At 72.6% G+C, this 21788-nt stretch carries 17 protein-coding genes; 9 read left to right on the top strand and 8 right to left on the bottom strand.

Going from position 1 to position 21788, the window contains the following annotated elements; genetic code table 11:
- Position 1: 1 nt before the first annotated feature.
- Entirely contained in the window at positions 2-988 is a 987-nt protein-coding gene (gene gmd, locus HIR71_RS11685) for a GDP-mannose 4,6-dehydratase (protein ID WP_169325246.1), read from the bottom strand.
- Between the two features lie 120 nt (positions 989-1108).
- On the opposite strand from gmd, the gene HIR71_RS11680 reads away from it, so the two are divergent.
- Genes HIR71_RS11680 through HIR71_RS11670 form a run of 3 tightly spaced genes read left to right on the top strand, consistent with a single transcriptional unit; the run spans position 1109 to position 5129 of the window.
- A complete protein-coding gene (locus tag HIR71_RS11680) occupies positions 1109-2065 on the top strand; it encodes an FkbM family methyltransferase (RefSeq protein ID WP_169325245.1) in 957 nt (318 codons plus the stop codon).
- Complete coding sequence (locus HIR71_RS17510) at positions 2062-3588, top strand: glycosyltransferase family 4 protein (protein WP_169325244.1); 1527 nt, start codon at positions 2062-2064, stop codon at positions 3586-3588. Before HIR71_RS11680 ends, HIR71_RS17510 begins: the two co-directional genes overlap by 4 nt.
- Complete coding sequence (locus HIR71_RS11670; RefSeq protein WP_169325243.1) at positions 3585-5129, top strand: glycosyltransferase family 4 protein; 1545 nt, start codon at positions 3585-3587, stop codon at positions 5127-5129. The genes HIR71_RS17510 and HIR71_RS11670 overlap by 4 nt, the downstream gene beginning before the upstream one ends.
- 26 nt (positions 5130-5155) lie before the next feature.
- Here HIR71_RS11670 and HIR71_RS11665 read toward each other — a convergent pair whose 3' ends face one another.
- Complete coding sequence (locus HIR71_RS11665; RefSeq protein ID WP_169325242.1) at positions 5156-7057, bottom strand: DUF4214 domain-containing protein; 1902 nt, start codon at positions 7055-7057, stop codon at positions 5156-5158.
- Between the two features lie 123 nt (positions 7058-7180).
- On the opposite strand from HIR71_RS11665, the gene HIR71_RS11660 reads away from it, so the two are divergent.
- Genes HIR71_RS11660 through HIR71_RS11650 form a run of 3 tightly spaced genes read left to right on the top strand, consistent with a single transcriptional unit; the run spans position 7181 to position 10046 of the window.
- Positions 7181-8086, top strand: coding sequence for an ABC transporter permease (locus HIR71_RS11660; protein WP_169325241.1), 906 nt, complete (start codon positions 7181-7183; stop codon positions 8084-8086).
- The gene (locus HIR71_RS11655; protein WP_169325240.1) at positions 8086-9303 is read left to right on the top strand and encodes an ABC transporter ATP-binding protein; all 1218 of its coding nucleotides are present in this window, start codon (positions 8086-8088) and stop codon (positions 9301-9303) included. The genes HIR71_RS11660 and HIR71_RS11655 overlap by 1 nt, the downstream gene beginning before the upstream one ends.
- A gap of 53 nt (positions 9304-9356) precedes the next feature.
- Positions 9357-10046, top strand: a complete 690-nt coding sequence (locus tag HIR71_RS11650; RefSeq protein ID WP_169325239.1) for a class I SAM-dependent methyltransferase — start codon at positions 9357-9359, stop codon at positions 10044-10046.
- On the opposite strand, the gene HIR71_RS17505 is transcribed toward HIR71_RS11650, so the two are convergent.
- The 6 genes from HIR71_RS17505 to HIR71_RS11620 all read right to left on the bottom strand — a co-directional run bounded on the left by HIR71_RS17505 (position 10033) and on the right by HIR71_RS11620 (position 17913).
- The gene (locus tag HIR71_RS17505) at positions 10033-11172 is read right to left on the bottom strand and encodes a glycosyltransferase family 4 protein (protein ID WP_169325238.1); all 1140 of its coding nucleotides are present in this window, start codon (positions 11170-11172) and stop codon (positions 10033-10035) included. The genes HIR71_RS11650 and HIR71_RS17505 overlap by 14 nt on opposite strands.
- A complete protein-coding gene (locus HIR71_RS11640) occupies positions 11162-13315 on the bottom strand; it encodes a hypothetical protein (protein WP_169325237.1) in 2154 nt (717 codons plus the stop codon). Before HIR71_RS11640 ends, HIR71_RS17505 begins: the two co-directional genes overlap by 11 nt.
- Positions 13309-14601: a lipopolysaccharide biosynthesis protein gene (locus HIR71_RS11635; protein ID WP_169325236.1), complete on the bottom strand. Its 1293-nt coding sequence runs from the start codon at positions 14599-14601 to the stop codon at positions 13309-13311. Before HIR71_RS11635 ends, HIR71_RS11640 begins: the two co-directional genes overlap by 7 nt.
- Positions 14598-15467: a decaprenyl-phosphate phosphoribosyltransferase gene (locus HIR71_RS11630; RefSeq protein ID WP_311836245.1), complete on the bottom strand. Its 870-nt coding sequence runs from the start codon at positions 15465-15467 to the stop codon at positions 14598-14600. The genes HIR71_RS11635 and HIR71_RS11630 overlap by 4 nt, the downstream gene beginning before the upstream one ends.
- A complete protein-coding gene (locus tag HIR71_RS11625) occupies positions 15464-15973 on the bottom strand; it encodes a phosphatase PAP2 family protein (RefSeq protein ID WP_211374102.1) in 510 nt (169 codons plus the stop codon). Before HIR71_RS11625 ends, HIR71_RS11630 begins: the two co-directional genes overlap by 4 nt.
- 65 nt (positions 15974-16038) lie before the next feature.
- On the bottom strand, positions 16039-17913 hold the full coding sequence (locus HIR71_RS11620) for a DUF4214 domain-containing protein (protein ID WP_169325235.1): 1875 nt from the start codon (positions 17911-17913) through the stop codon (positions 16039-16041).
- 218 nt (positions 17914-18131) lie between these two features.
- On the opposite strand from HIR71_RS11620, the gene rfbB reads away from it, so the two are divergent.
- The 3 genes from rfbB (at position 18132) to HIR71_RS11605 (ending at position 21738) form a co-directional block, all read left to right on the top strand.
- Positions 18132-19127 carry a dTDP-glucose 4,6-dehydratase gene (gene rfbB, locus HIR71_RS11615; protein WP_169325234.1) on the top strand — a complete coding sequence of 332 codons (996 nt, stop codon included), beginning with the start codon at positions 18132-18134 and terminating at the stop codon, positions 19125-19127.
- A gap of 78 nt (positions 19128-19205) precedes the next feature.
- The gene (locus HIR71_RS11610) at positions 19206-20444 is read left to right on the top strand and encodes an LCP family protein (protein WP_311836244.1); all 1239 of its coding nucleotides are present in this window, start codon (positions 19206-19208) and stop codon (positions 20442-20444) included.
- Between the two features lie 268 nt (positions 20445-20712).
- A complete protein-coding gene (locus HIR71_RS11605; protein WP_311836243.1) occupies positions 20713-21738 on the top strand; it encodes an LCP family protein in 1026 nt (341 codons plus the stop codon).
- The last annotated feature ends 50 nt before the right edge of the window (positions 21739-21788 follow it).

Genomic DNA, 21788 nt, shown 5'->3' with positions numbered 1-21788 from the left:
CTCACCGACCAGCCTGCGCCCGCTGCTCCTCGAGGTCGTTGGCGACCATCATGCGGACCAGCTCAGGGAAGTCGACCTTCGGCGCCCAGCCGAGCTTCTCGCGCGCCTTGGTCGGGTCACCGATGAGCAGCTCGACCTCCGCGGGACGCATGAACCGCGCGTCCTGCGTGACGTAGCCCTCCCAGTCGTCGATCCCCACGTGCGAGAACGCGACGTCGAGCAGCTCGCGGATCGAGTGCGTCTCGCCCGTCGCGACGACGTAGTCGTCCGCCTCGTCCTGCTGGAGCATGAGCCACATGGCCTCGACGTAGTCGCCCGCGAAGCCCCAGTCGCGCTTCGCGTCGAGGTTGCCCATGACGATGGAGTCCTGCAGGCCGAGCTTGATGCGGGCGACCGCCTGGGTCACCTTGCGCGTCACGAACTCGGGGCCGCGGCGCGGCGACTCGTGGTTGAAGAGGATGCCCGACGAGGCGTGCATGCCATACGACTCGCGGTAGTTGATCGTCATGTAGTGGCCGAATACCTTGGCCACGCCGTACGGCGACCGCGGCCACAGCAGCGTCGACTCGCGCTGCGGGACCTCCTGAACCTTGCCGAACATCTCCGAGCTCGAGGCCTGGTAGAAGCGGACCTTGGTCGGGTCGTCGTGCGAGTACAGGCGCACGGCCTCGAGCATGTTGAGCACGCCCTTGCCCGTCACGTCCGTCGTCAGCGACGCGTTCTCCCACGAGTACGCGACGAACGAGATCGCGCCGAGGTTGTAGACCTCGTCCGGCTTCGCCACCTCGAGCGCCCGCAGGAGGCTCGACAGGTCGGTCAGGTCGCCGGTGAGGAGCTTCACGTCCGGCACCGTGGTCCGCACGAGCTCGAGCTTCGGGTTGTTCTGCCCGCGGATCAGGCCGAAGACCTCATACCCCTTGGAGAGCAGGAGCTCGGACAGGTAGAGGCCGTCCTGGCCGGTGATTCCGGTGATGAGTGCGCGGGGCATGGTTCCTCGGTGGTTGGGGTCCGTCCGGGTCGGTTCACCCTACCGGGCCGGGACCGGCACCACCGGCCGCGAGGGCCGACCCCGACCGCGCCGCGGTGGCCTCCGCCCTATGATTCCTCGGTGGCCGACCCCGTGTTCGTCTCCTATGCCCAGAATCGTGAGGACGTGGTCCTCTGGCGCGCCCTCGGCCGAGTGCCGCACGGTCGGTACGTCGAGGTGGGCGCGAACCACCCGCGCGATCACTCGATCACGCGGGCGTTCTACGACCGCGGCTGGAGCGGGATCACGGTCGAGCCGGTCGGGTCCTTCGCGGATCTCCACCGGGCCGAGCGGCCTCGCGACACCCTCGTCCAGGCCGCGGTGACGAGCGCCGACGTCGAGAGCGTCGTGCTGCACGAGATCTCAGACACCGGCCTGTCGACCCTGGTCGACGCCGTGAGCGACAAGCACGCGGGCCTGGGCTGGTCGCACACCGACATCGAGGTGCGGGCCGTGCGGCTCGACACGGTCCTCGAGCGCGAGGGCTGGGGCGGCCGGCCGATCCACTTCCTGGTGGTCGACACGGAGGGGGCCGAACGGACGGTGCTCGAGAGCATCGACCTGTCGGTCTGGCGACCCTGGGTCCTCGTCATCGAGGCCACGGCGCCGCTCACCACCGAGCCGACCCATCACGAGTGGGAGGACATCGTCCTCGGCGCGGGCTACGAATTCTGCCTGTTCGACGGGCTGTCGCGCTTCTACGTCAGCAGCGAGAAGGCCGACGAGCTGCGAGAGGTGCTGTCCTTCCCTGCGTTCGCGCTCGACGACTTCGTGGACGCGGAGGCGCACCAGGCCGCGCAGAAGGTGGGTGAGCTCCTCGGCCAGCGCGACGAGCTCCTGGGCGAGCTGCGCCGCTGGCGGGCCGAGGCGCTCGAGTACTGGAGCGAGCTCGACGAGACGCGCAACAACGCCGTGGTGCCGGTCCTCCAGCGGGAGATCGAGGCGCTGCGGGCAGAGATCGACGCCACCCACAGCACGCTCTCGTGGCGGGTGACTCGGCCGCTGCGCGCGGTCCGCCGCCTGATGGGCCGCTCGTGACGGGCACGCAGGACGGGCTCGCGCGCTTCCGGCAGCGGCTGGCCGCAGCGGCGGACGTCATGTTCGACGCGCCGCTCGAGCCCCGGTCCGGTCTCGCGGACGAGGCGGGAAATCTCCTGCGGGCGCTGGTCGACCGGACCCGGTCCACGCTCGACCGTCGGTACGCGTGGCTGCTCCACACGGCGGTCGTGGGGCACCTGCCGCTCATCGAGGACGTCGAGGAGCTGGTCCGCCGCCTCGAGCTGGCCCGGTCGAGCACCGACGCCGAGGTGTGGCTGCTGCAACGGGCCCGGGAACTCACGGCGGAGCTCGGCGCCCCGGAGCGGGAGCTTCGAGTGGTGTCCGACGGCGTCGTCGTCGACGTGAACTACAGCGCGCAGAACGACCGGCACACCGGTATCCAGCGCGTCACGCGCGAGGTCTGCGCGCGGTGGGACGCCGAGCACGACATCACGCTCACCGCGTGGCTGCCCGGCGGCACCGCCCTGCGCGGCCTCCTCCCGCACGAGGAGGCGCGCGTCCTACGCTTCACCCACGTCGGGATGCGCACGGAGCAGCGAGGCGACCGCTTGCCGGTGCGTGACGCGCCCCTGACACCGATGGTCGTCCCCTGGCGCAGCACCGTCGTGCTGCCCGAGGTCGCCCAGGGCAGCTCCAGCCGGCACCTCGCCGCGCTCGCGCGCTTCTCGGGCAACGAGGTCGCCGCCGTCGGGTATGACGCGATCCCCATCACGCTGTCCGACCTCCGTCCCGGCACGGAGCCGAACGTCTTCACGGGCTACCTCACGCTGCTCAAGCACATCGACCGCGTGGCTGCGATCAGCCGGTCGGCCGCCACCGAGTTCCGCGGGTTCTCCGAGGCCGTGCGTGCCCAGGGGCTCGAGGGTCCGGTCGTCAGCGAGGTCATGCTGGCCGCCGAGGTGCCCGACGCACCGGCGACGCACACCGTGGCGCCCCTCGAGAGCGCCGGGTCCGTGCCGCGCATGCTCTGCGTCGGCAGCCACGAGCTGCACAAGAACCACCTCGCCGTCCTCCACGCGGCTGAGCTGCTCTGGCGCGAGGGGCTCGAGTTCACGCTGACGTTCGTCGGCGGCTCGGGCTGGGACATGGCCGGCTTCGACGTCCGGCTCAACCGGCTCGCCGAGGCCGGACGGCCGGTGCGGATGCTCGGCGCGGTCACCGACGACGAGCTGTGGGCGGCCTACCGGGAGGCCACGTTCACGGTCTTCCCCTCGTTCCACGAGGGGTTCGGCCTGCCGGTGGCGGAGTCGCTCGCGTGCGGCACACCGGCCGTCACCACGGGATACGGCAGCACGGCGGAGATCGCGGAGCGTGGCGGCTGCCTGCTCGTCGACCCGCGCGACGACCACAGCCTCGCCCGCGCGCTGCGCACCATGCTCACCGACCCCCGGGCGTATCGGGAGCTCAAGGAGCAGGCCGTTCGCTCGGTAGGCCGCAGCTGGGACACGTACTCCGCCGAGCTGTGGGACCGGCTCGTCGACGGCAAGGGGGAAGCAGCATGAAGGTCGTAGCACCGCTCCGAGCACGCGGGGCGCAGGTGGTCGAGGCGCTCGTGGCCCAGTCCCCCCGACACCGCGCGGCACTCGTCGACCGGCTCCAGACCTTGCTCCGCACGCTCGGGGCGGGCGGAGCCCGGCCGACCGAGCAGGTCGACGACCTCGTCGAGCAGGTCGCGGCTCGACTCGACCCGCACGACGCCGACACGATGTGGCTCGCGCTCGCCGTGATCGCCGCGGAGCTGCCGACCGCCGTCTCCGTCGTCGCGGCGCGCCGTCGGGCGGAGCTCGAGGGCCCCGCCACCGTGCTGCGGGACGCGATCGGGGACGTGGCGCCGGCGAACAGGACAAGGCGCGTCGAGGTGGCGACCGACGAGGTGCTGGTCGACGTGAACCACCTGGCACGGACCACACTGACCACCGGGATCCAGCGCGTCACGCACGCGACGGTGACCCGGTGGCACAGGGACCACGAGCTGTCGTTCGTGGTGTGGACGCACGACCGCCGCGCACTGCGCCGCCTCACCGCGGCGGAGACCACCGACATGCTCACCGGCGCCCCACGGCGGAGCTCCGCAGCGCCCGAGCTGCCGACGTCCGTACCCACGGTCGTCGTCCCCTGGCGGTGCCGCTACGTCCTGCCCGAGGTCGCCCTCGAGATGTCACGGACGCGACGCACGCTGGCGCTCGTCATGCACGCCCGGTGCGCCACGGGCGTGATCGGCTTCGACGCCGTACCGCTGACGACGTCGGAGACCACCGAGCAGGACGTGCCGGCCCAGTTCATCAACGAGCTCGCGGCGATCCGGCACATGGACCGCGTCGCCACCATCTCGCTCGCTGCCGAGACGGAGTACCGCGGCTGGCGGACGATGGTCTCCGCCGCGGGCATCACCGGGCCGAGCATCCGGACCATCGCCCTCCCGTCGTCGGTCGAGGCGCCCGACGCCACGGCGCTCGCCGCCACGCGCGCCCGCTTCTGCCTTCCGACGATGCCGATGGTGCTCTGCGTGGGCAGCCACGAGCCCCGCAAGAACCACCTCGCGGTGCTGCACGCCGCCGAGCTGCTGTGGCGGCGCGGCCGCAAGTTCTCGCTCGTGTTCGTCGGCGGCAACGCCTGGAACAGCGAGCGCACCCAGCAGCGCCTGGCCGAGCTCACCGAGCAGGGGCGCCCGGTCGAGTCGGTCCGTGCGCTCCCCGACGAGACGTTGTTCGCGCTGTACCGGCTCGCGCGCTGCACGGTGTTCCCGTCCCTGAACGAGGGGTTCGGGCTGCCGGTGGCGGAGTCGCTAGCGAGCGGCACGCCGGTCGTGACGTCGCGTTTCGGGGCGATGGCCGAGGTCGGCGAGTCCGGCGGGACGCTCCTGGTCGATCCGCGCGACGACCACAGCATCGCCGTCGCGCTGGACACGCTCCTCACCGACGACCACGTCCATGCGCGGCTCGCACGGGAGGCCGCCGAGCGCCCGGTGCGGACCTGGGACGAGTACGCAGCCGAGACCTGGGACTACCTCGTGACGAGCAACCCGATGGATGCGGACGCCTGAGCGGCGTGCCCGGTGGACCGGACAGGTCAGAACGTCCGTGACTGCGCCCGGGTCCAGTACTCGGGGCTGCTGCCGAGGCTGATCGGGACGTCGAAGTCGCCGCGCGCAGTCATCATGGGCAGGAACGTCGCACGGCCTGCAGGATCGACGTCGCGCTGCATGAAGGTCCGGTAGTAGGCGTTGAGCCGGCGGATCGTGGACTCGTCGGATTGCGCGATGCCCGCGACCACCGCGGGCCGGCCGTACCGATTCGCGTGGTTGACCCAGAACTGGAGCTCGGACGGGGCACCCGCGCGACCGAGCAGCTCCTGGTACAGCGCGCCGACCCACGTCTGCACGTTGCCGCCGCCGAGGTTCAGGAGCGACTCCTGCGAGCCGTAGATCCCGATCTGCAGGTCGTAGACGCCACGACCCGCCTCGAGGTGCGCGACCCAGTTCTCCAGGCCGCCGGGCTCGGGGTCCCGCCTGAGCGCGGACCGGTACTGCGCCGTGACGAGGTTGATCATCCGCTCGCGCGAGGTCACGATGCCGGTGGCCAGGTCGCGCGCCGAGCCCGTGCGGACGACGAGGTCGGTCCAGGTCTGCAGCCCGGACGGGTCGACCGACCGGCCGAGCACGTCCTGGTAGAGCGCCTTGACCACCTGCTGCGCCTCGGCTCGGGACACGAACGACAGGCTGAACCAGTCGCTCTTGAGGCCGAGGAGGCTGCGGACCTCGTTCCCGGTGAACGTGCGGGCCTGGCCTGTGCTCGACGTGACCCGCACCTGGGTCACGCGACCGCCGTCCGCGCCGAGCCCGTTGCGCGCGGTCACCGCCATGGACGCGATGCCGCTCACGCCGAGGCGTGCCGCCACGGTCGCCTGCCCGATCGCCGTCGTCCAGGTGTGGTTGGGGTTGGACGCGATCGAGTCACCCAGGTCGACGACCGGCGGGAACTGCCCGCCTGCGGTGTAGCCGCCGGTCGAGGAGCTGAACTCGGTGCGCGCGATCGTCGTGCCGCCGCTGAGGTAGCGGACCTGACCGCGCGTGTCGTCGATGGCCCGGTTGGTGTTCGCGGCGTCGAGGATCTCGCGCGGCTGGCTCCAGGGCTGGAAGGCCGCCCCGCGGTACACCTGGCACGTGATCGTGTCGCAGGTGGTGGCGCCGGAGGGCCGGGTTCCGGAGAGCGCATAGCTGCGGGCCGCGACCGCCTGGGCGCGCAGCGCGTGCATGCCGCGCCCGCCGCCCAGGTCGCCCCAGAACGCGGGCGACTCGCGGGGCACGACGCCGCGCAGGTAGTCCTCGACCGACACGCGGTTGAGGTTGAGCTGGACCCCCGTCTGGGCGTGCCGCTGCACCACGAGCTGGCCTCGGTACGCCCGCTCCCCGGCCGCCTCGCAGACCCGGATCAGCCGGTCGAAGCCGCTCTGCGACGTCGTGCCCAGCGTGACGGTGGCGGCGGTCCCCAGCACCGTCCACGGCCCTGCGCAGGTGGCGCCGGTCTCGACCAGGAACGTCCCGCCCTGGGGCGTCACGCGAACCGAGCTCCCGTCGACGTTGGCGTCCGGCCACGGCCCGCCGTTGATCGTCAGCCCGCGGGCGATCGCCGTGAGCGGCTTGCCGACGAGGTCCATCAGCTCCACGGTGATCACACGGTTGCCGACGTCACCAGGGGTGGTGCCGCCGTAGAAGTGGGCGAGGATCTGCTCGTAGCCCCAGCCGTAGTCGACGGCGTACCCGAGCGCGCCGTACTGACCCATCCCTCGCCCGTGGCCCCAGCCGTAACCGGTGAAGGTGATCTCGTCCTCTGCACCGCGTGCGGGCGGCGCGAACGCCGGGACGAGCACGAGGACCGCGGCGAGCAGCGACACGAGCAGGCGTCGACCCGCTCTGCCGAGCGGGTGGAGCGGGAGGGACGGAACGACGACGGGAACGGCGGAGGCAGGCACGGCCTCATCATCCTCCGGCCGGAGGCGAGAGTCACGTCTCCGGCCGTCGGGACCTGCGACGGGTGTCTATACACTGTCCGACGGCGCGCGGCCGTCCGCAGGCGCCTCGTACCGAGGGGACCCATGACGACGACGAGTGAGGCGCGGGCTGCCGCGCTGGCCCGGGAGCCGCTGCGCGTGGCGGGGCCACAGCCGGGTTTCGCGTCGGGCACGTGGCTGTCGATCAAGGACATCGTCGGGCAGCGCGAGCTGCTGGGCATGCTGGTCCGGCGCGAGCTCAAGGCGAAGTACAAGGACAGCACGCTCGGCTTCCTCTGGAGCATGCTCCGGCCGCTCGCGATGCTGCTCATCTACTACATCGCGCTCGGCGAGTTCCTCGGTGCCGCCCGCCAGATCGACGACTTCGCGATCTTCATCTTCACCGGGCTGACCGCGTGGACGCTCTACAGCGACATCGTGATCACGGGCACCGGCTCGATCGTCACCAACGCCGGGCTGATCAAGAAGATCTACCTCCCGCGCGAGGTGTTCCCCCTGAGCGTCGTCGGCTCGGCGCTGTTCAACTTCGTCATCCAGCTCGGGATCCTGCTGGCCGCGACTGCGCTCGTCGGTCGCTTCCCGACCGGCGGTCGCTGGCTCTACCTCCCGCTCGCCATGGGGGTGCTGGTCGTCTTCGCGACCGCGCTGGCGCTCCTGCTGTCCGCGCTCAACGTCTACCTGCGAGACATCCAGTACCTGGTCGAGATCATCATCATGGTCTTCTTCTGGATCTCCCCGATCGTGTACTCGTGGGGCCTCGTCGCGCCCAAGATGCCGAACCCGTTCCTCGAGCAGCTGTACCTCGCGAACCCCATGACCCTTGTCGTGCTCGGTTTCCAGCAGGTGTTCTGGGTCGCCGGGGACGGCTCCCTCGTACCGGACCAGCTCGGCACGCGGCTGGTGGTCGCGCTCGCCGTCGGTGTCGCCTTCCTCTGGGTCTCGCAGCGCGTCTTCGCCCGGCTCCAGGCCAACTTCGCCCAGGAGCTGTGATGACGTCGCCGCCCACCGTCATCAAGATCGACGACGTCTCGAAGCGCTTCGTCATCCGCAAGGAGAAGTCGCTCAAGGAACGGGTCGTCAACTTCGGCAGGTCCAACCTCCACAAGGAGGACTTCTGGGCGCTGCGCAACGTGGACGTAGAGATCCAGTCCGGCAGCACGGTCGGGCTCGTCGGACCGAACGGCTCGGGCAAGAGCACGCTCCTCAAGATGATCGGCGGGATCCTCCAGCCGACGTCCGGCACCGTCTCCCTTCGCGGGCGGCTCGCCGCGCTCCTCGAGCTCGGGGCGGGGTTCCACCCCGACCTGACCGGCCGCGAGAACGTCTACCTCAACGCGTCGATCCTGGGCCTGTCGCGCCAGCAGACGGACCGGTACTTCGACGCCATCGTCGACTTCTCCGGCATCGAGCGCTTCATCGACACCCAGGTGAAGTTCTACTCGTCCGGGATGTACGTGCGGCTCGCGTTCTCCGTCGCGGTGCACGTCGACCCGGACGTGCTGCTGGTCGACGAGGTCCTCGCGGTCGGGGACGAGCCGTTCCAGCGCAAGTGCCTCGAACGGATCAGGGGCTTCCAGCACGAGGGTCGCACCATCGTGCTCGTCACCCACGGCCTCGACCAGGTGGCCGAGTTCTGCGACCGGGCGATCGTGCTCGAGCACGGCCAGGTCATGGCGGACGGCGCCCCGCGAGAGGCGCTCCGCGTGCTGCGCGCCGACTTCGAGGCCATCCGGCAGGACGAGGTCGAGCGCTCCCAGGAGCGCGCCGAGACCACGGGAGCGGCTCGCCCGCCGCGCGCTCGGGTGCTCGGAGCACAGCTCCTCACCCCGGACGGCGGGGAACCGTTGACCACGATCGAGCCGGGCGACGCCATCCGTGTGCGCGTGCAGATCCAGGCGGACGAGAAGCTCGAGGACTGGGTGCTCGGCATGGGCCTCGACACGCCCTTGGGGGCCGTCGTCTACGGCACCAACACCACGCTCCTCGGCGCGCGGCTCGACCCCGTCATCGGTACGGCGTCCTTCGACTTCGTCCTCCCCGACCTCCGGCTGGGCGAGGGCGCGTACGCCGTCCACGTCGCGGTGGCCGGCACGAACGGCCTGGAGATCCACCGGATGTCGGAGGCGTCGCACCTCGAGGTGCGAGGATCGGGGCGCGGCCAGGGTCAGCTCAGCGTCGACACGACGTTCAGCCCCGTCGCAGGCTGAGAGGGTCGCGCACGCCGCGCGCCGTGGCCTCAGGGCCGAGGAACGAGGGGGCCATGCCAGGACCGGACTACGACGAGGCGTACTACGCCGCTAACGGACAGCTGGGTGACCGCCCGGCGCTGCGGTACTACACCCGACTGGTCGGCCGCTACGTGCGCCCGCGCCGCGTGCTCGACGTCGGCTGCGGGACCGGGCACCTGCTCGCCCGGATGAGCGCGCGCTGGCCTGCCGACGGGCTCGAGCTCTCCGCCTACTCGGCGAGCGTCGCGCGGACCGTCTCGCCCTCGAGCACCGTGTGGGAGTCGCCCGGGGAGCTGCCCGCCGCCGCGTACGACGGGCTCACGGCGATCCACGTCTTCGAGCACATCCCCGACGACGAGCTCACCGGTCTCCTCGCGGCCCTGCGCCGGGCGTCGGCCGACGATGCCCGGCTGCTCGTGGTCGTCCCGGACCCTGCGGGTCGCGCGAGTCGGCTGCACGGCGCCGCCTGGAACGGCCTGACCGACCCGACGCACGTCAACCTCAAGCCGCACGCCGACTGGCGCGAGCTCTTCGGCTCCCACGGCCTGCGGGTCGAGCGGGAAGGCTCGGACGGGCTGTGGAACTTCCCGTACTCGAGGCTCCCCGTCCCGCTGGACGCGCTGCGTCACGGGCTCCCGATGGCGGCGCAGTTCCTCAGCGGCCGCATGCTGCTGAGTCCGGGCGCGGGCGAGTCCTCGTTCTTCGTACTCAGCTGGGCGTGAGCCGCCGGCCGAGAAGTTCCTCGAACAGCGCGACGTGCCGGTCCACGACCACGCGGTCGAGGTAGCGGTTCTGCGCCTCTCGCGCTCCCGCCTCCCGGTCGAGCGGCGCGTCCGCCAGCTCGAGCAGGGCGCTGGTGATCGCCTCTGCGTCGCGAGGCGGCACGACCCGACCGAACCCCGTGTCTCGGACGGGCATGCGCACGCCGGGCAGGTCGGTCGCGACCGCCGGTACCCCCTGCATCATCGCCTCGACCTGGACCAGCCCGAAGGCCTCGAGCGAGTTGACCGACGGCAGCGCGAACACGTCGAGCGACGCGTAGAAGTCCGGCAGCTCGGCGTCGGGCACGAAGCCCAGCAGGGAGATCCGCGGGTCACCGCCGATCGCCGCCCGCACGCGGTCCACGACGCTGCCGCCTGCCACCTTGGTGAAGTCACCGCCGATGAGGAGGCGGGCGTCGGGGCCGAGCGCCCGGAACCCCCGGACCAGGTACTCGAGCCCCTTCTCCTCGACGATGCGACCGAGGAAGCCGACGTGCAGCCCGTCGCCGTCGCGGAACCGGGGGGTGCCGCCGGACCGGTCGACCGCCGGTGCCGGCACGGCCTGCACGTGCTCCCGCATCGCGCCCGCGAGTCGGCTCGAGCGCGCGTAGTCCTCGCTCGTGACGAGCACGAGGCCGGACCGGCGCAGGGCCAGCGCGTGGGAGCGATCGAGCACCGCGACCTGGACGCGGTTGAACGTCCCGGGCGGCAGGGTGACGTCGCACTGGTACGTCGTCACGACGGGCGTGCCGCGCAGGCCCGAGGCGATGGCGCCGGCCTCGAGCATCGGCAGGTGGAGGTGCACGAGGCGCGCCCGCCGGCCCCAGCGCAGCACCGTCGGCACGAAGCCGGGGCTGACGATGCCCTTGCCGATGCGCGCGACCACGCGGGTGCGCAGCACGTCGACACCGTTGATCCGCTCACGCACCGGCGTCCGGGGGTCGTGGTGGCCCGCGATCACGAGCACCCGCAGCCCGCGTGCGACCAGCCCCTCCGCCGTCACGCGCGCGGCCTCCGTGACGCCCGAGACGTAGGGCGCGTAGTAGGTGAGCGCCACGACGACGTCATAGGTCGGGTCAGGGGACACGGGTGGCTCCGATCAGGGTGAACGTGGTCGCCGACGTCACGCCGTCGGCGCCGAGGTCGACGTCGAGCGTCGCCACCGGCAGGGCGGCGAGGTCCACGACGACGGTACCGACACCTGTGCCGCCCACCGCACCGGTGACGCTGCGCCCGGTCTCGGCGACGGTCACCCGCACGGGGGTGCCGGGACCTTCCGACACTCCGAGCATGAGCTCGACCGCCCCCGTGGTGCCGGCCGAGCGCAGGACCGCCACGTCGCCGCCGTCGGGGCCGATCATGCTGCCGTCCGGCTGTGCGTACGGGACCCAGGAGACTAGCTCGCGGGGGACGGTGACGACGACCGGGCCGGCGCTCATGTCCACCAGGGTGAACCGCTCGTTCTGCTCGACCACCGTGCCGCCCGTGGCGTCGAGCGCGGCTCCGGGCCCGACGAGGACGTAGCGGTCGGACTCGCCGGCCCAGTAGGACTGCACGCCGAGGTAGTCCGGCCGCAGCGACACGTAGGAGACGAGCTCGTCGTCGCGCAGGAGGTGGGACAGCCACAGCTGGTGGACGAAGTCGGGCGCCGCGACGGTCACGTCCTCGCCCTCACGGCCGCCGAGCTCGTCGACCCAGGCGGCGGCCTCGTCGTAGGTCTCGTCGACGTGGCGGCTCGCGGCGTACCCGCGGTCGAGACCCGCGGGCGCGGACCTCAGGTTGACGAACGCCCAGACCGCGACCGAGAGCACGAGACCCGAGGCGACCGCGACACGCGCCGCGCGCGGGACCCGTCGGCTGCGCCGCAGCGACCGCAGCAGTGCGGACCACCCGGCGACCGTGACGACGAGCAGCAGCGGTAGCAGCAGGCTCGCGGACCGCATCTGGGAGTACCCGCGGTGCTCGACCGTGAGGAACCCGATGTACCCGAGCCCGACGCCGAGCAGGAGCAACCAGGCGCCCCGGTACCGGTCGAGGAGCACCGCGAGCACCCATCCCAGGACGACGAGGAGCACGAGCGGGAGCGTCGCGCGGCTGCCGGTCAGCGGCCCCGCGATCGCGGAGGTCCCCACCACGCGGCTCACGGCGGCGTACCAGCCGTCGCTGAAGAACGGGGAGCCCAGCGCGTCGGCGTCGCGCTGGACGAGCAGCACGCCGATCCCCCGCCACCAGGACGTCGGGGCGACCAGCACGGCGACACCCACGACGGCGAGCAGCCGCGCGAGCCGGCGCCCCAGGCCTGCGGGGCGTCGCAGCAGGATCCCGCCCGCGACCGCGGGCACCACGAACAGCGCGTACTCGGTGTACACGCCGACGAGGCCGGCCATCGTCAGGGCGGCAGGCCAGAGCGCGAGGCGCCGCTCCGCAGCCGCGATGCACGTGCCGACGGTCAGGAGCGCGAGGCTCACGCCGAGGAGCGCGTCCACGTTCTGCTGGTACACCTGCTGGAGCAGGATGGCCGAGGTCACGGACACCAGGGCGAGCGCCGTCGACGCCCCCCGGCCCAGGCGGAGGAGCCGGCCGGTGACGAGGGCGGCCGGCGCCACGAGCAGGACCCAGAGCGCCATGACCACCATGGCCGTGCCGAGCGCTCCCTGACCGGTGAGCTCGCCGAGCGCCGCGTGGACCATGGGCTGGCCGATCCTCAGCGGGAGGATGAGCGACGACCGCATCGGTACGTCCGCCGGGACGGCGTTGCCCGCGCCCGGGACGGCACCGGGTTCGGGCACGCTCGCGAGCGTGTTCTCCGCCAGCCACGCCGCCTCCGCGACGTAGTAGTAGATGTCGTGGCTCGCGTTGGGCGACATGGCACGTCCGTCACCGACCCACGCGCTCGGCAGCAGCGCCACGGCCGCGCCGACCGATCCGACGAGGAGTCCGACCGCCGCCCCCGCCCACCCGCCCGCCGCCGACCGCCACGGTCGGCGTGACCTCCGCAGCCCGACCACCACGAGCGCGACGGCGACGGCAGCGGTGACGACGAGCCCGCCCCCCGCGTCGACGAACCAGGCCGTCGTGGACAGCACGACGCACAGCAGCGCGGCGCCCAGGACGGGTGCCGCCGGCAGCAGCAGGTCCCGGTGCGCCCGTGCAAGAGGGGCGAGCGCCGCCCACCCCAGCAAGCCGAGGACGAGCAGCGCCAGCAGCCCGGTCTCGACGACACTCACCATGCTGACCGCACCCCCCGGACGCGCGCGACGACGTCAGGCAGGATCAGCGCGCCCGCGACCACCGACCCCACGACGAGCGGGAGGGCGCTACGCAGCACGAGGTCCGGGACGACGACCGCGACCAGCGCAGCCCCCGCCGCACCGACCACCCACGCCACACCGAGCCGGCGCTGGGCACCGAGCGCGACGGCCACGTCGTTGGACACCGAGGCCACGAGGTACACGGCGACGCCGCTCGCCAGCAGGAGCGTCATCGTCCACGAGACCGTGTACCCGGGCCCGAAGACGAGGGAGACGAGGGGGGGCCCCCACACGCCGGCGACCAGCACGCTGACCGACCCCACGACGAGCACCGCCCCGGCGAGCACCGTGAGGAGCCGCCGCAGCTCCGCGCGCTGACCGCGGTGCGCGTACGAGGCGATCCGGGCCACGTACGAGGCCTGCGCCGACTGCGCGACGAACACGGGCAGCCGGGCGAGCGTGATCACCGCCAGGACGTGGCCGGCGAGAACGGCCTCGGCCCCGGTGCTCGCGATGCCTGCGACGACGGTCCCGCTGTTCAGCAGCAACTGCATGCCGAGCGTCGCCACGACGAGCGTGCCCACCTCGCGCCCGACCGACGGTTCGGACGGCTCCGTCGCGGCCGGCGTCCGGGTCACCGTCTCGTGGCCGAGGGAACGTCGGCGCCGCCGCACCAGGACCAGCCCGACCACGCCGCACACGAGGGAAGAGCCCGCGACCGTGGCGACGTACGGCCCGACGGAGCGGACACCCACGACCCAGAGCGCGCCGGCGACCACCGCCCGCAGCACCGCGTCAACCGAGATGACCACCGCGTAGTCGCGCAGCGAGTGGAGGCCCGCGAGCACGCCGCGCGCCGGGAACTGCAGCGCGAAGCCGGCGCACGCCACGGCGAAGGCGACGACCACGGTCACGAGGAGGGAGCGGGCGTGCTGCTCGCCCTGGCCGAGCCACACCATCGCGTGGGCGACGACGCCGGGCACCACGAGGAGGCCCCCGACCCGCAGGCCCGCTCCCAGCGGCTCACGCGCGCCGGACGGCCCGTCGCGCCGAGCGGTCCAGCGTGCCAGCACCTGCTCCACCGGCAGGAACGTGCCCAGCGACACGATCACGATCGCGGCCCAGAACAGGGAGAACTCGGCGTACGCGCTCGGGCCCAACGCGCGGGCGACCACGACGAGGAGCCCGTACGTCGCGCTGCCGGCCACCACCGCACCCGCGCCGACCCAGGCCGGCGAGTCGACCGCCGGGAGCCGTCCGGTCACCCGACAACCGTGCTCGTCACGAAGACGACCAGCCACAGCGACCCGAGCACCTGCAGCGTGCGGTCGCCGAGCACGATCGACTCCGGCTCCCCCGCCGCGCCCTTGTCGATGTCGATGGCGTAACGCAGCAGCCCGACGACGAACGGCGCAATCGACAGCTGCGGCAGGAGCTGGTTGGTGCGGTCGAGGCTGAACGCCCACAACGAGTAGAACGTGATAGTGGCAGCGCCGGCCATGCCCCACACGTATCGCAAATAGCTCGCCGAGTAGAGCTCGAGGATCCGGCGCGTGCCACCGGCGCCCTCCCCCACGAGACGCACCTCGGAGTACCGCTTGCCCGCGACCATGAACAGAGAGCCGAACGCCGCCACGAGCAGGAACCAGGGAGAGAGCGCGACGCCCGCCGCCGCGCCGCCCGCGATGGCGCGCAGCAGGAACCCGGACGACACGATCGCGAGGTCGATGACGGCCTGGTGCTTGAGCCACAAGCAGTACGCGAGCTGGAGCGCGGTGTAGACCACGAACACGACCGCGAGCGCCTCGTAGCCGAGCCCGAGCGCCAGGACGTGCGCGCTGGCGAGCAGCCCGATGCCGACCGCCGTCGCGACCGGTACCGGCAGAGCACCCGAGGCGATCGGACGCAACCGCTTGACCGGGTGCCGGCGGTCGGACTCCCGGTCGAGCACGTCGTTCACCAGGTAGATCCCGGACGACGCGAGGCAGAACGTCCCGAACGCGACCGCGACGGCGAGCTGCTGGTCCGTGCGGCCGAGGGTGCCCGCGGCCAGCGGACCCGCCAGGACGAGGACGTTCTTGACCCACTGCCGCGGACGCATCGCCCGGAGCAGCGCCTGGAACCGGCTCACCGCGGGCCCCGGGCGGCGAGCCGGCCCCGCAGCACGCGGGCCACCCCATACCCCAGCCCCGCACCCGCGGCCACGTCCGTCGGGTAGTGCACTCCGAGCAGCACCCGGGCGAGCATCATCGCGCCCGCTGTGGTCACGGCGGCCGGGGCGCCGATGATCGGGACGAGCGCGGTCGCGGCGGCGGTCGTCGAGCTGACGTGGGCGCTCGGGAAGCTCAACCGCGAGGGCGTCCCCACGTACACGGTGACGCGAGGATCCTCCGGACGCACTCGGCGAACGACCCGCTTGAGCAGAACCGCCGACGCGTGGGCTGCGAACGCCGAGGCGGCGACCCCGAGCCAGGCCTCCCGCCGACGCCGGTCGAGCAGCGCCCCACCCAGCCCGAGGAGGATCCATCCGGCCGCGTGCTCACCGAACGCCGAGTACCGCCGTGCGAGAACAGGCGCCGGTCCGCGGGCAGTCAGTCGCTGCCAGCGACGCATGACCTCGATCTCGGCGTCACGCACGATGCTGGGGTCTCCCGACGGGTCAGTGGGTGGGAAGGAGCGCCGAGACTCTACACACGTGGGCCTCAGGCGCGGGCGACCGCGCGCAGGAAGTACTCGCGGCTCGAGACGAGGGATGACCGCAGCGCGTCCTCGCCCTGGGCGAGCAGGAGGGGCGCCCACGTGTCGAGCCCGGCAGGATCGGCGCGCCGGTCCAGGAAGACGCCGTAGGCGCGGTCCACCCGGCGGTGGCCGCTCTCGAGCGAGCGCCAGACGCCGTCGGCCACGTACTGCCGCCCGACGGTGCCGAGCCGCTGGCTCCAGCTCGTGACGTCCTGCGAGGCCGGCTCACGCTCGAGGAGGTCCCGGTAGAGCGCGACGACATAGCCCTCCGGGGACGAGCCGCTGCGCAGGTAGTACTCCTCGCTCGCGATGAACCGGCCGCGCAGGTCCTCCGTCCGGACCGCCCCGGCCATCACGCCCCGGGTCCAGTCCTGGAGGCCACCGGCGTCCGGCTGCCGACGGAGGATCTCGGCGTAGATCGCGCGCACCTCGCGGGACGCGTACTCCTCGCTGCGTGAGAGCGACTGCGCCAGGTCGGCGGCGGACCGCCCCGACGCCAGCATCGCGCTCCAGGTGGCGAGCCCGGAAGGGTCCGCCTCCCGATCGAGCATGTCCCGGTAGAGCGAGCGCACCATGGGCTCCGCGTAGGTCACCGCCGCCGCCGTGCTGCGGATCTTCCCCATGGCCGAGTAGCCCCCGTTGCCCGGGCAGACGGTCTTGTTCGTGTCCCGGTGGCCGAACACCACCGGGAGCGGGACGTCCGAGCCCGCCGGGAACCTGGAGTTGTCGCCGCCGAAGGTGCGGTAGACCATCGAGCCGGCCGGGTTCACCCCGTAGCCGGCGAGCCGCCAGCCGATGACACGAGCGACCGCATCCTGCGTGGCCGCCGACGGCGTCACGGACGAGTAGTCGCCGATCATCGCGACCCCGACGGTGCCCGTGTTGAAGCCGCCGGCGTGCACGCCGATGACCGGCTGGTCCATGCTCCCCTGACGGCCCTCGTAGGTGTTGCCCCACTTGTCGACGAGGAAGTTGTAGCCGATGTCGCACCAGCCGAGGGACTGCGTGTGGTAGCGGTAGAAGCCGCGGATCGCGGCCTTGGCGTCCTCGACGCTGGCGTAGTTGTTCGACGACGCGGTGTGGTGCACGACGGCGCCGACGAGCTGCTTGGCGGTGTCCGCGCGGCACGGGTTCGTGGCAGGGGCGCCCCACTCGGCGCGCGAGATGATCCGCGGCTTCGGAGCCGCGGTCATGATGGCGGCCTGCTCGACGACGGCGGCCTGTGCCACGGCGCCGCCCACGGGCTCGGCGACCTCACCGGGGTCGACGAGCGCGAGGCTGAGCCCCTCGGGCGCCCCCGCGGCGGTCGTGGCGAAGCTCAGCTGCACGGCGTCCGACTCGCCGACCCACACGGGCGACATCCCGCGCCGGGCGCCCGAGGCGGCGTCGGCCGTCCCGGCATCGGGTGACTCGTCGGCGATCTCGAACGGCGTCCACTCGGTCCACTCGTCGCCCGCGCGGGTCCGCACCTGGGCGTCGATCGCCGTGGTACCGACGCCCGAAGGCCAGGTGAGGCCGACCATCGCGAAGCCGTCGCGCTCCACGACCGGGGTCTGGACCCGGTCGGCGGCGAGGATCTGGTCGGCGACGACGCGGCTCGGCACGGCCGCGGCGTCCGCCCCGCCGTCCGGGAGCAGGCGGCTCGCGGAGGTGCCGAGCTCTGCCACGGGCGGAACGACGACGGGGATCTCCTCGACGCCGCCCGAGTCCGACGAGGCGGGAGGCGGTGCGACCTGCGTGCCGGAGGCGGCGGACGCGGGGATCCCCCCCGTGAGCGTCGCGACGAGCGCGACCGCGAGCGCGAGGACGGCAGCCGGGCGGGTGGGCTTCAGAGACATGACGACACCAGGTGGGACAGGGGACATGGGCAGCACAACCGAGTGTCCTGCCCCGAACGACCGGTCACAACGATCGCGACCGCGCCGGGCGTGTTCGGCAGGACCTTCCGCGTCTGCCATCGGCACCCGGCGTGCCGATGTGAGCGCTCCGTCCGTCCCGTCCCGCGTCTCGGCCGCACTACGCTCGTCAGTCACACGATCCCTCAGGAGGTCACCCCGTGCGTCTGCTCGTCACCGGCGGAGCCGGCTTCATCGGCTCCAACTTCGTCCACCAGACGGTGCGGGAGCGCCCCGACGTCCGCGTCACCGTCCTGGACGCGCTGACGTACGCGGGCGACGAGGACTCGCTGGCACCGGTCGCGGACAGCATCTCGTTCGTGCGCGGCGACGTCGCCGACGCGGAGCTCGTGGACCGGCTGGTGGCGGACGCCGACGTCGTCGTCCACTTCGCCGCCGAGTCGCACAACGACAACTCGCTCGCGGACCCGTGGCCCTTCCTCCAGACCAACGTGGTCGGCACGTACACGCTGCTCGAGGCGGTCCGGCGCCACGGCACCCGGTACCACCACATCTCCACCGACGAGGTCTACGGCGACCTCGAGCTCGACGACCCGGCGAAGTTCACGCCCGACACGCCGTACAACCCCTCGAGCCCGTACTCCTCGACCAAGGCCGCGAGCGACCTGCTCGTCCGCGCGTGGGTGCGCTCGTTCGGCGTGCAGGCCACGCTCTCGAACTGCTCGAACAACTACGGCCCCTACCAGCACGTCGAGAAGTTCATCCCGCGCCAGATCACCAACGTGATCGACGGCGTGCGGCCCAAGCTCTACGGCACGGGCGAGAACGTGCGCGACTGGATCCACGTCGAGGACCACAACTCGGCGGTCTGGGCGATCGTCGAGCGCGGCCGGATCGGCGAGACGTACCTCATCGGGGCCGACGGCGAGGAGAACAACCGCGACGTCGTCGAGCTGATCCTCGAGCTCACCGGGCAGTCGCGCGACGCCTACGACCTGGTGACCGACCGGCCGGGCCACGACCTGCGGTACGCCATCGACTCGACCAAGCTGCGCGAGGAGCTCGGCTGGGCGCCGCGGTACCCGAGCTTCCGTGACGGCCTCGCCGCGACGATCGACTGGTACCGCGACAACGAGGCCTGGTGGCGTCCGCAGAAGGACGCGACCGAGGCGAAGTACGCCCAGCTGGGGCGCTGAGCCGCTCTCCACACGTCCTCCACGCGATCGCACCAGCGCCTCCCCCGCGCGGCAGTGGAGCGGTCCTAGACTCTTCCGGTGCCCTCACGTCGTCCTGCTCCCGCGCGCCCGCGCACGGCTCGCCACGCCCGCCGGCCCGAGTCCCACCGGGTGCTCACCGGCGTCGCGCTCGCCGTGGTCGCCCTGCTCGCGTTCGGCGTGACGGGAGCCGCGACCGCGTACACCAAGCTCCAGGGCAACATCGAGTCGGCCGACATCACCGACCTCCTCGGCAAGGACCGGCCCACCCCCGCGGCCGAGCCCGACCCGGACGACCCGAACGCCGGGCGCGCGCTCAACATCCTGCTCATGGGCTCGGACGACCGCAGCGGCGAGAACGCCGAGATCGGCGGCGAGGTCGAGGGCATGCGCTCGGACACCACGATCCTCATGCACGTGTCGGCCGACCGGCAGCGGGTCGAGCTGATCTCCATCCCGCGCGACACGCTCGTCGACATCCCGGCGTGCCCGCGCTCGGACGGCACCGAGTCGCGCGCGCAGAAGGGGCAGTTCAACGCCGCCTTCTCGATCGGCGCGCAGAGCGGGCAGGTCTCGGACGCGGCGGTGTGCACCATCAAGACCGTCGAGGCGAACACCGGCGTGTTCGTCGACGACTTCGTCGTCATCGACTTCGCGGGGTTCATCCGCATGGTCGACGCCCTCGGCGGCGTCCCGATGTGCGTCCCCGAGAAGATGGAGGACGCGGAGGCCGGCCTCTCCCTCGAGGCGGGCTCTCAGACGCTCGACGGCTCGACGGCGCTCGCACTGGCCCGGGCCCGCAAGGAGGTCGGCGACGGCTCGGACACCAGCAGGCTCGTCCGCCAGCAGCAGCTGCTCGCCGCGATGGTCCAGTCGGTCCAGTCCAAGAACCTGCTCACGGACGTCCCCGAGCTGCTGCAGTTCCTCAACGCCGCGACGTCGTCGATCACGGCGAGCCCGAACCTGGCCTCGATCACGAACCTCAGCGGCCTGGCGTTCAGCCTGCGCGGGACGCTGGGTGGCAACATCTCCTTCATGACCGTGCCGTTCGCCCCTGCGCCCACGGACCGCAACCGCGTGGTGATGACGGCCGAGGCGGACGTCCTGTGGGAGCGCGTCGCGGCCGACCAGCCGATCGTCGAGCCGGCTACTCCGGCCGCGCCCACCGACCCCGCGGCGCCGGCGGACCCTGCAGCGACGGACGCGCCGGCGGCCCCGGCCGAGCCGGAGCCCGCGCCGTCCAAGACCCCGGGCAAGGACCCCATCACCGCCGACGACGTCTCGACCGTCTGCGCCTGACGCCGCCGTGACACCCGAGACCCCGCCGCGGCGCCCCTCGGGCGCGAGCCGCGCCCGACCCGGTGGCTCCGCGCGCCCCGCCGACGACGCGCGAGCACCCCGCCGTGCTCCCGCGTCCGAGCGCACCGTCCCACCGACCCGCCCGCCGAGCTTCAGCCCGGGGGGCGGAGCGCGGCGCCCGGCCGCCGCGGAGGACGCCATCACGGTCGGCCGTCCGCAGCACCCTGCCGGTCCCGTTGCACCCGTGCGGTCGTCCGCGCAACCGCGCGTGAGCCGGCCGCCGGAGCACGTCCCCGCACCTGCGCCTCGTCCCGAGACCGCCGGTCGGCCCCGCCGGCGCGGCCGCCGAGCAGCGGGCGTCCTCGCGTTCGTGCTCGTGCTGCTGCTGGCCTGGCCGATCGGGCTCCTCATCTGGGCGAGCGGCAAGATCCAGCACGTCGAGGCCCTCACGACCGCGCCCGGCACCGCGGGCACGACCTACCTCCTCGCAGGCTCGGACTCGCGCGCCGACGGCGTCATCGAGGACGCCGAGACCCTCGGCGCACGCACCGACACGATCATGCTGCTCCAGGTCCCCTCGCGCGGGCCCGCGGCGCTCATCAGCCTCCCGCGCGACACGTTCGTCGACATCCCCGGCCAGGGCCCGGGCAAGCTCAACGCGTCGTTCTCGCTCGGTGGCGCGCCGCTGCTCGTCCAGACGGTCGAGCAGCTGACCGGCCTGCGGGTCGACCACTACGTCGAGATCGGCTTCGGCGGCGTGCAGCACGTGGTCGACGCCGTCGGTGGCGTCGAGCTGTGCCTCGAGGACCCGAACATCGCGTACCCGGTCGACGACCAAGACTCGGGCCTGGTGTGGCCGGCCCCGGGCTGCCAGGTCGTCGACGGGTTCACCGCGCTCGCGTTCGCCCGCATGCGGCAGTCCGACCCCACCGGTGACATCGGCCGAGGTCTGCGCCAGCAGCAGCTCATCGGCGCGGTGACGTCGGCCGTCTCGACCCCGTCGCTCGCGCTCCAGCCGACCAAGCAGGTCGCGCTCGTCGACACGGGCCTGGGTGCGCTGGCCGTGAGCGAGGGTTCAGGGATCCTCGACCTCGGCCGGCTCGCGCTCGGCTTCCGGGCGGCGACCGGTCCCGAGGGCATCCGCGGGACCCCGCCGATCCTCGACACCAACTACCGGCCCGGCGGAGTCGGGTCGACCGTGCGCCTGGACCCCGACGCGACGCCCGCGTTCTTCGCCGACCTCGCCGAGGGCGCACTGCCCCCGGGCACGGTCGGCGGCATGCCCGGGTCCTGACCACGGCCCGAGCGCGACGCCTGACGACCGCTCCCCCGGTGGTGCATGAG

Source organism: Cellulomonas fimi (assembly GCF_012952065.1).
GTDB classification, from domain to species: Bacteria; Actinomycetota; Actinomycetes; order Actinomycetales; family Cellulomonadaceae; genus Pengzhenrongella; species Pengzhenrongella fimi_A.
The sequence above is the reverse complement of the archived record's forward strand: the minus strand, read 5'-3'. Positions and strand labels throughout refer to the sequence as shown.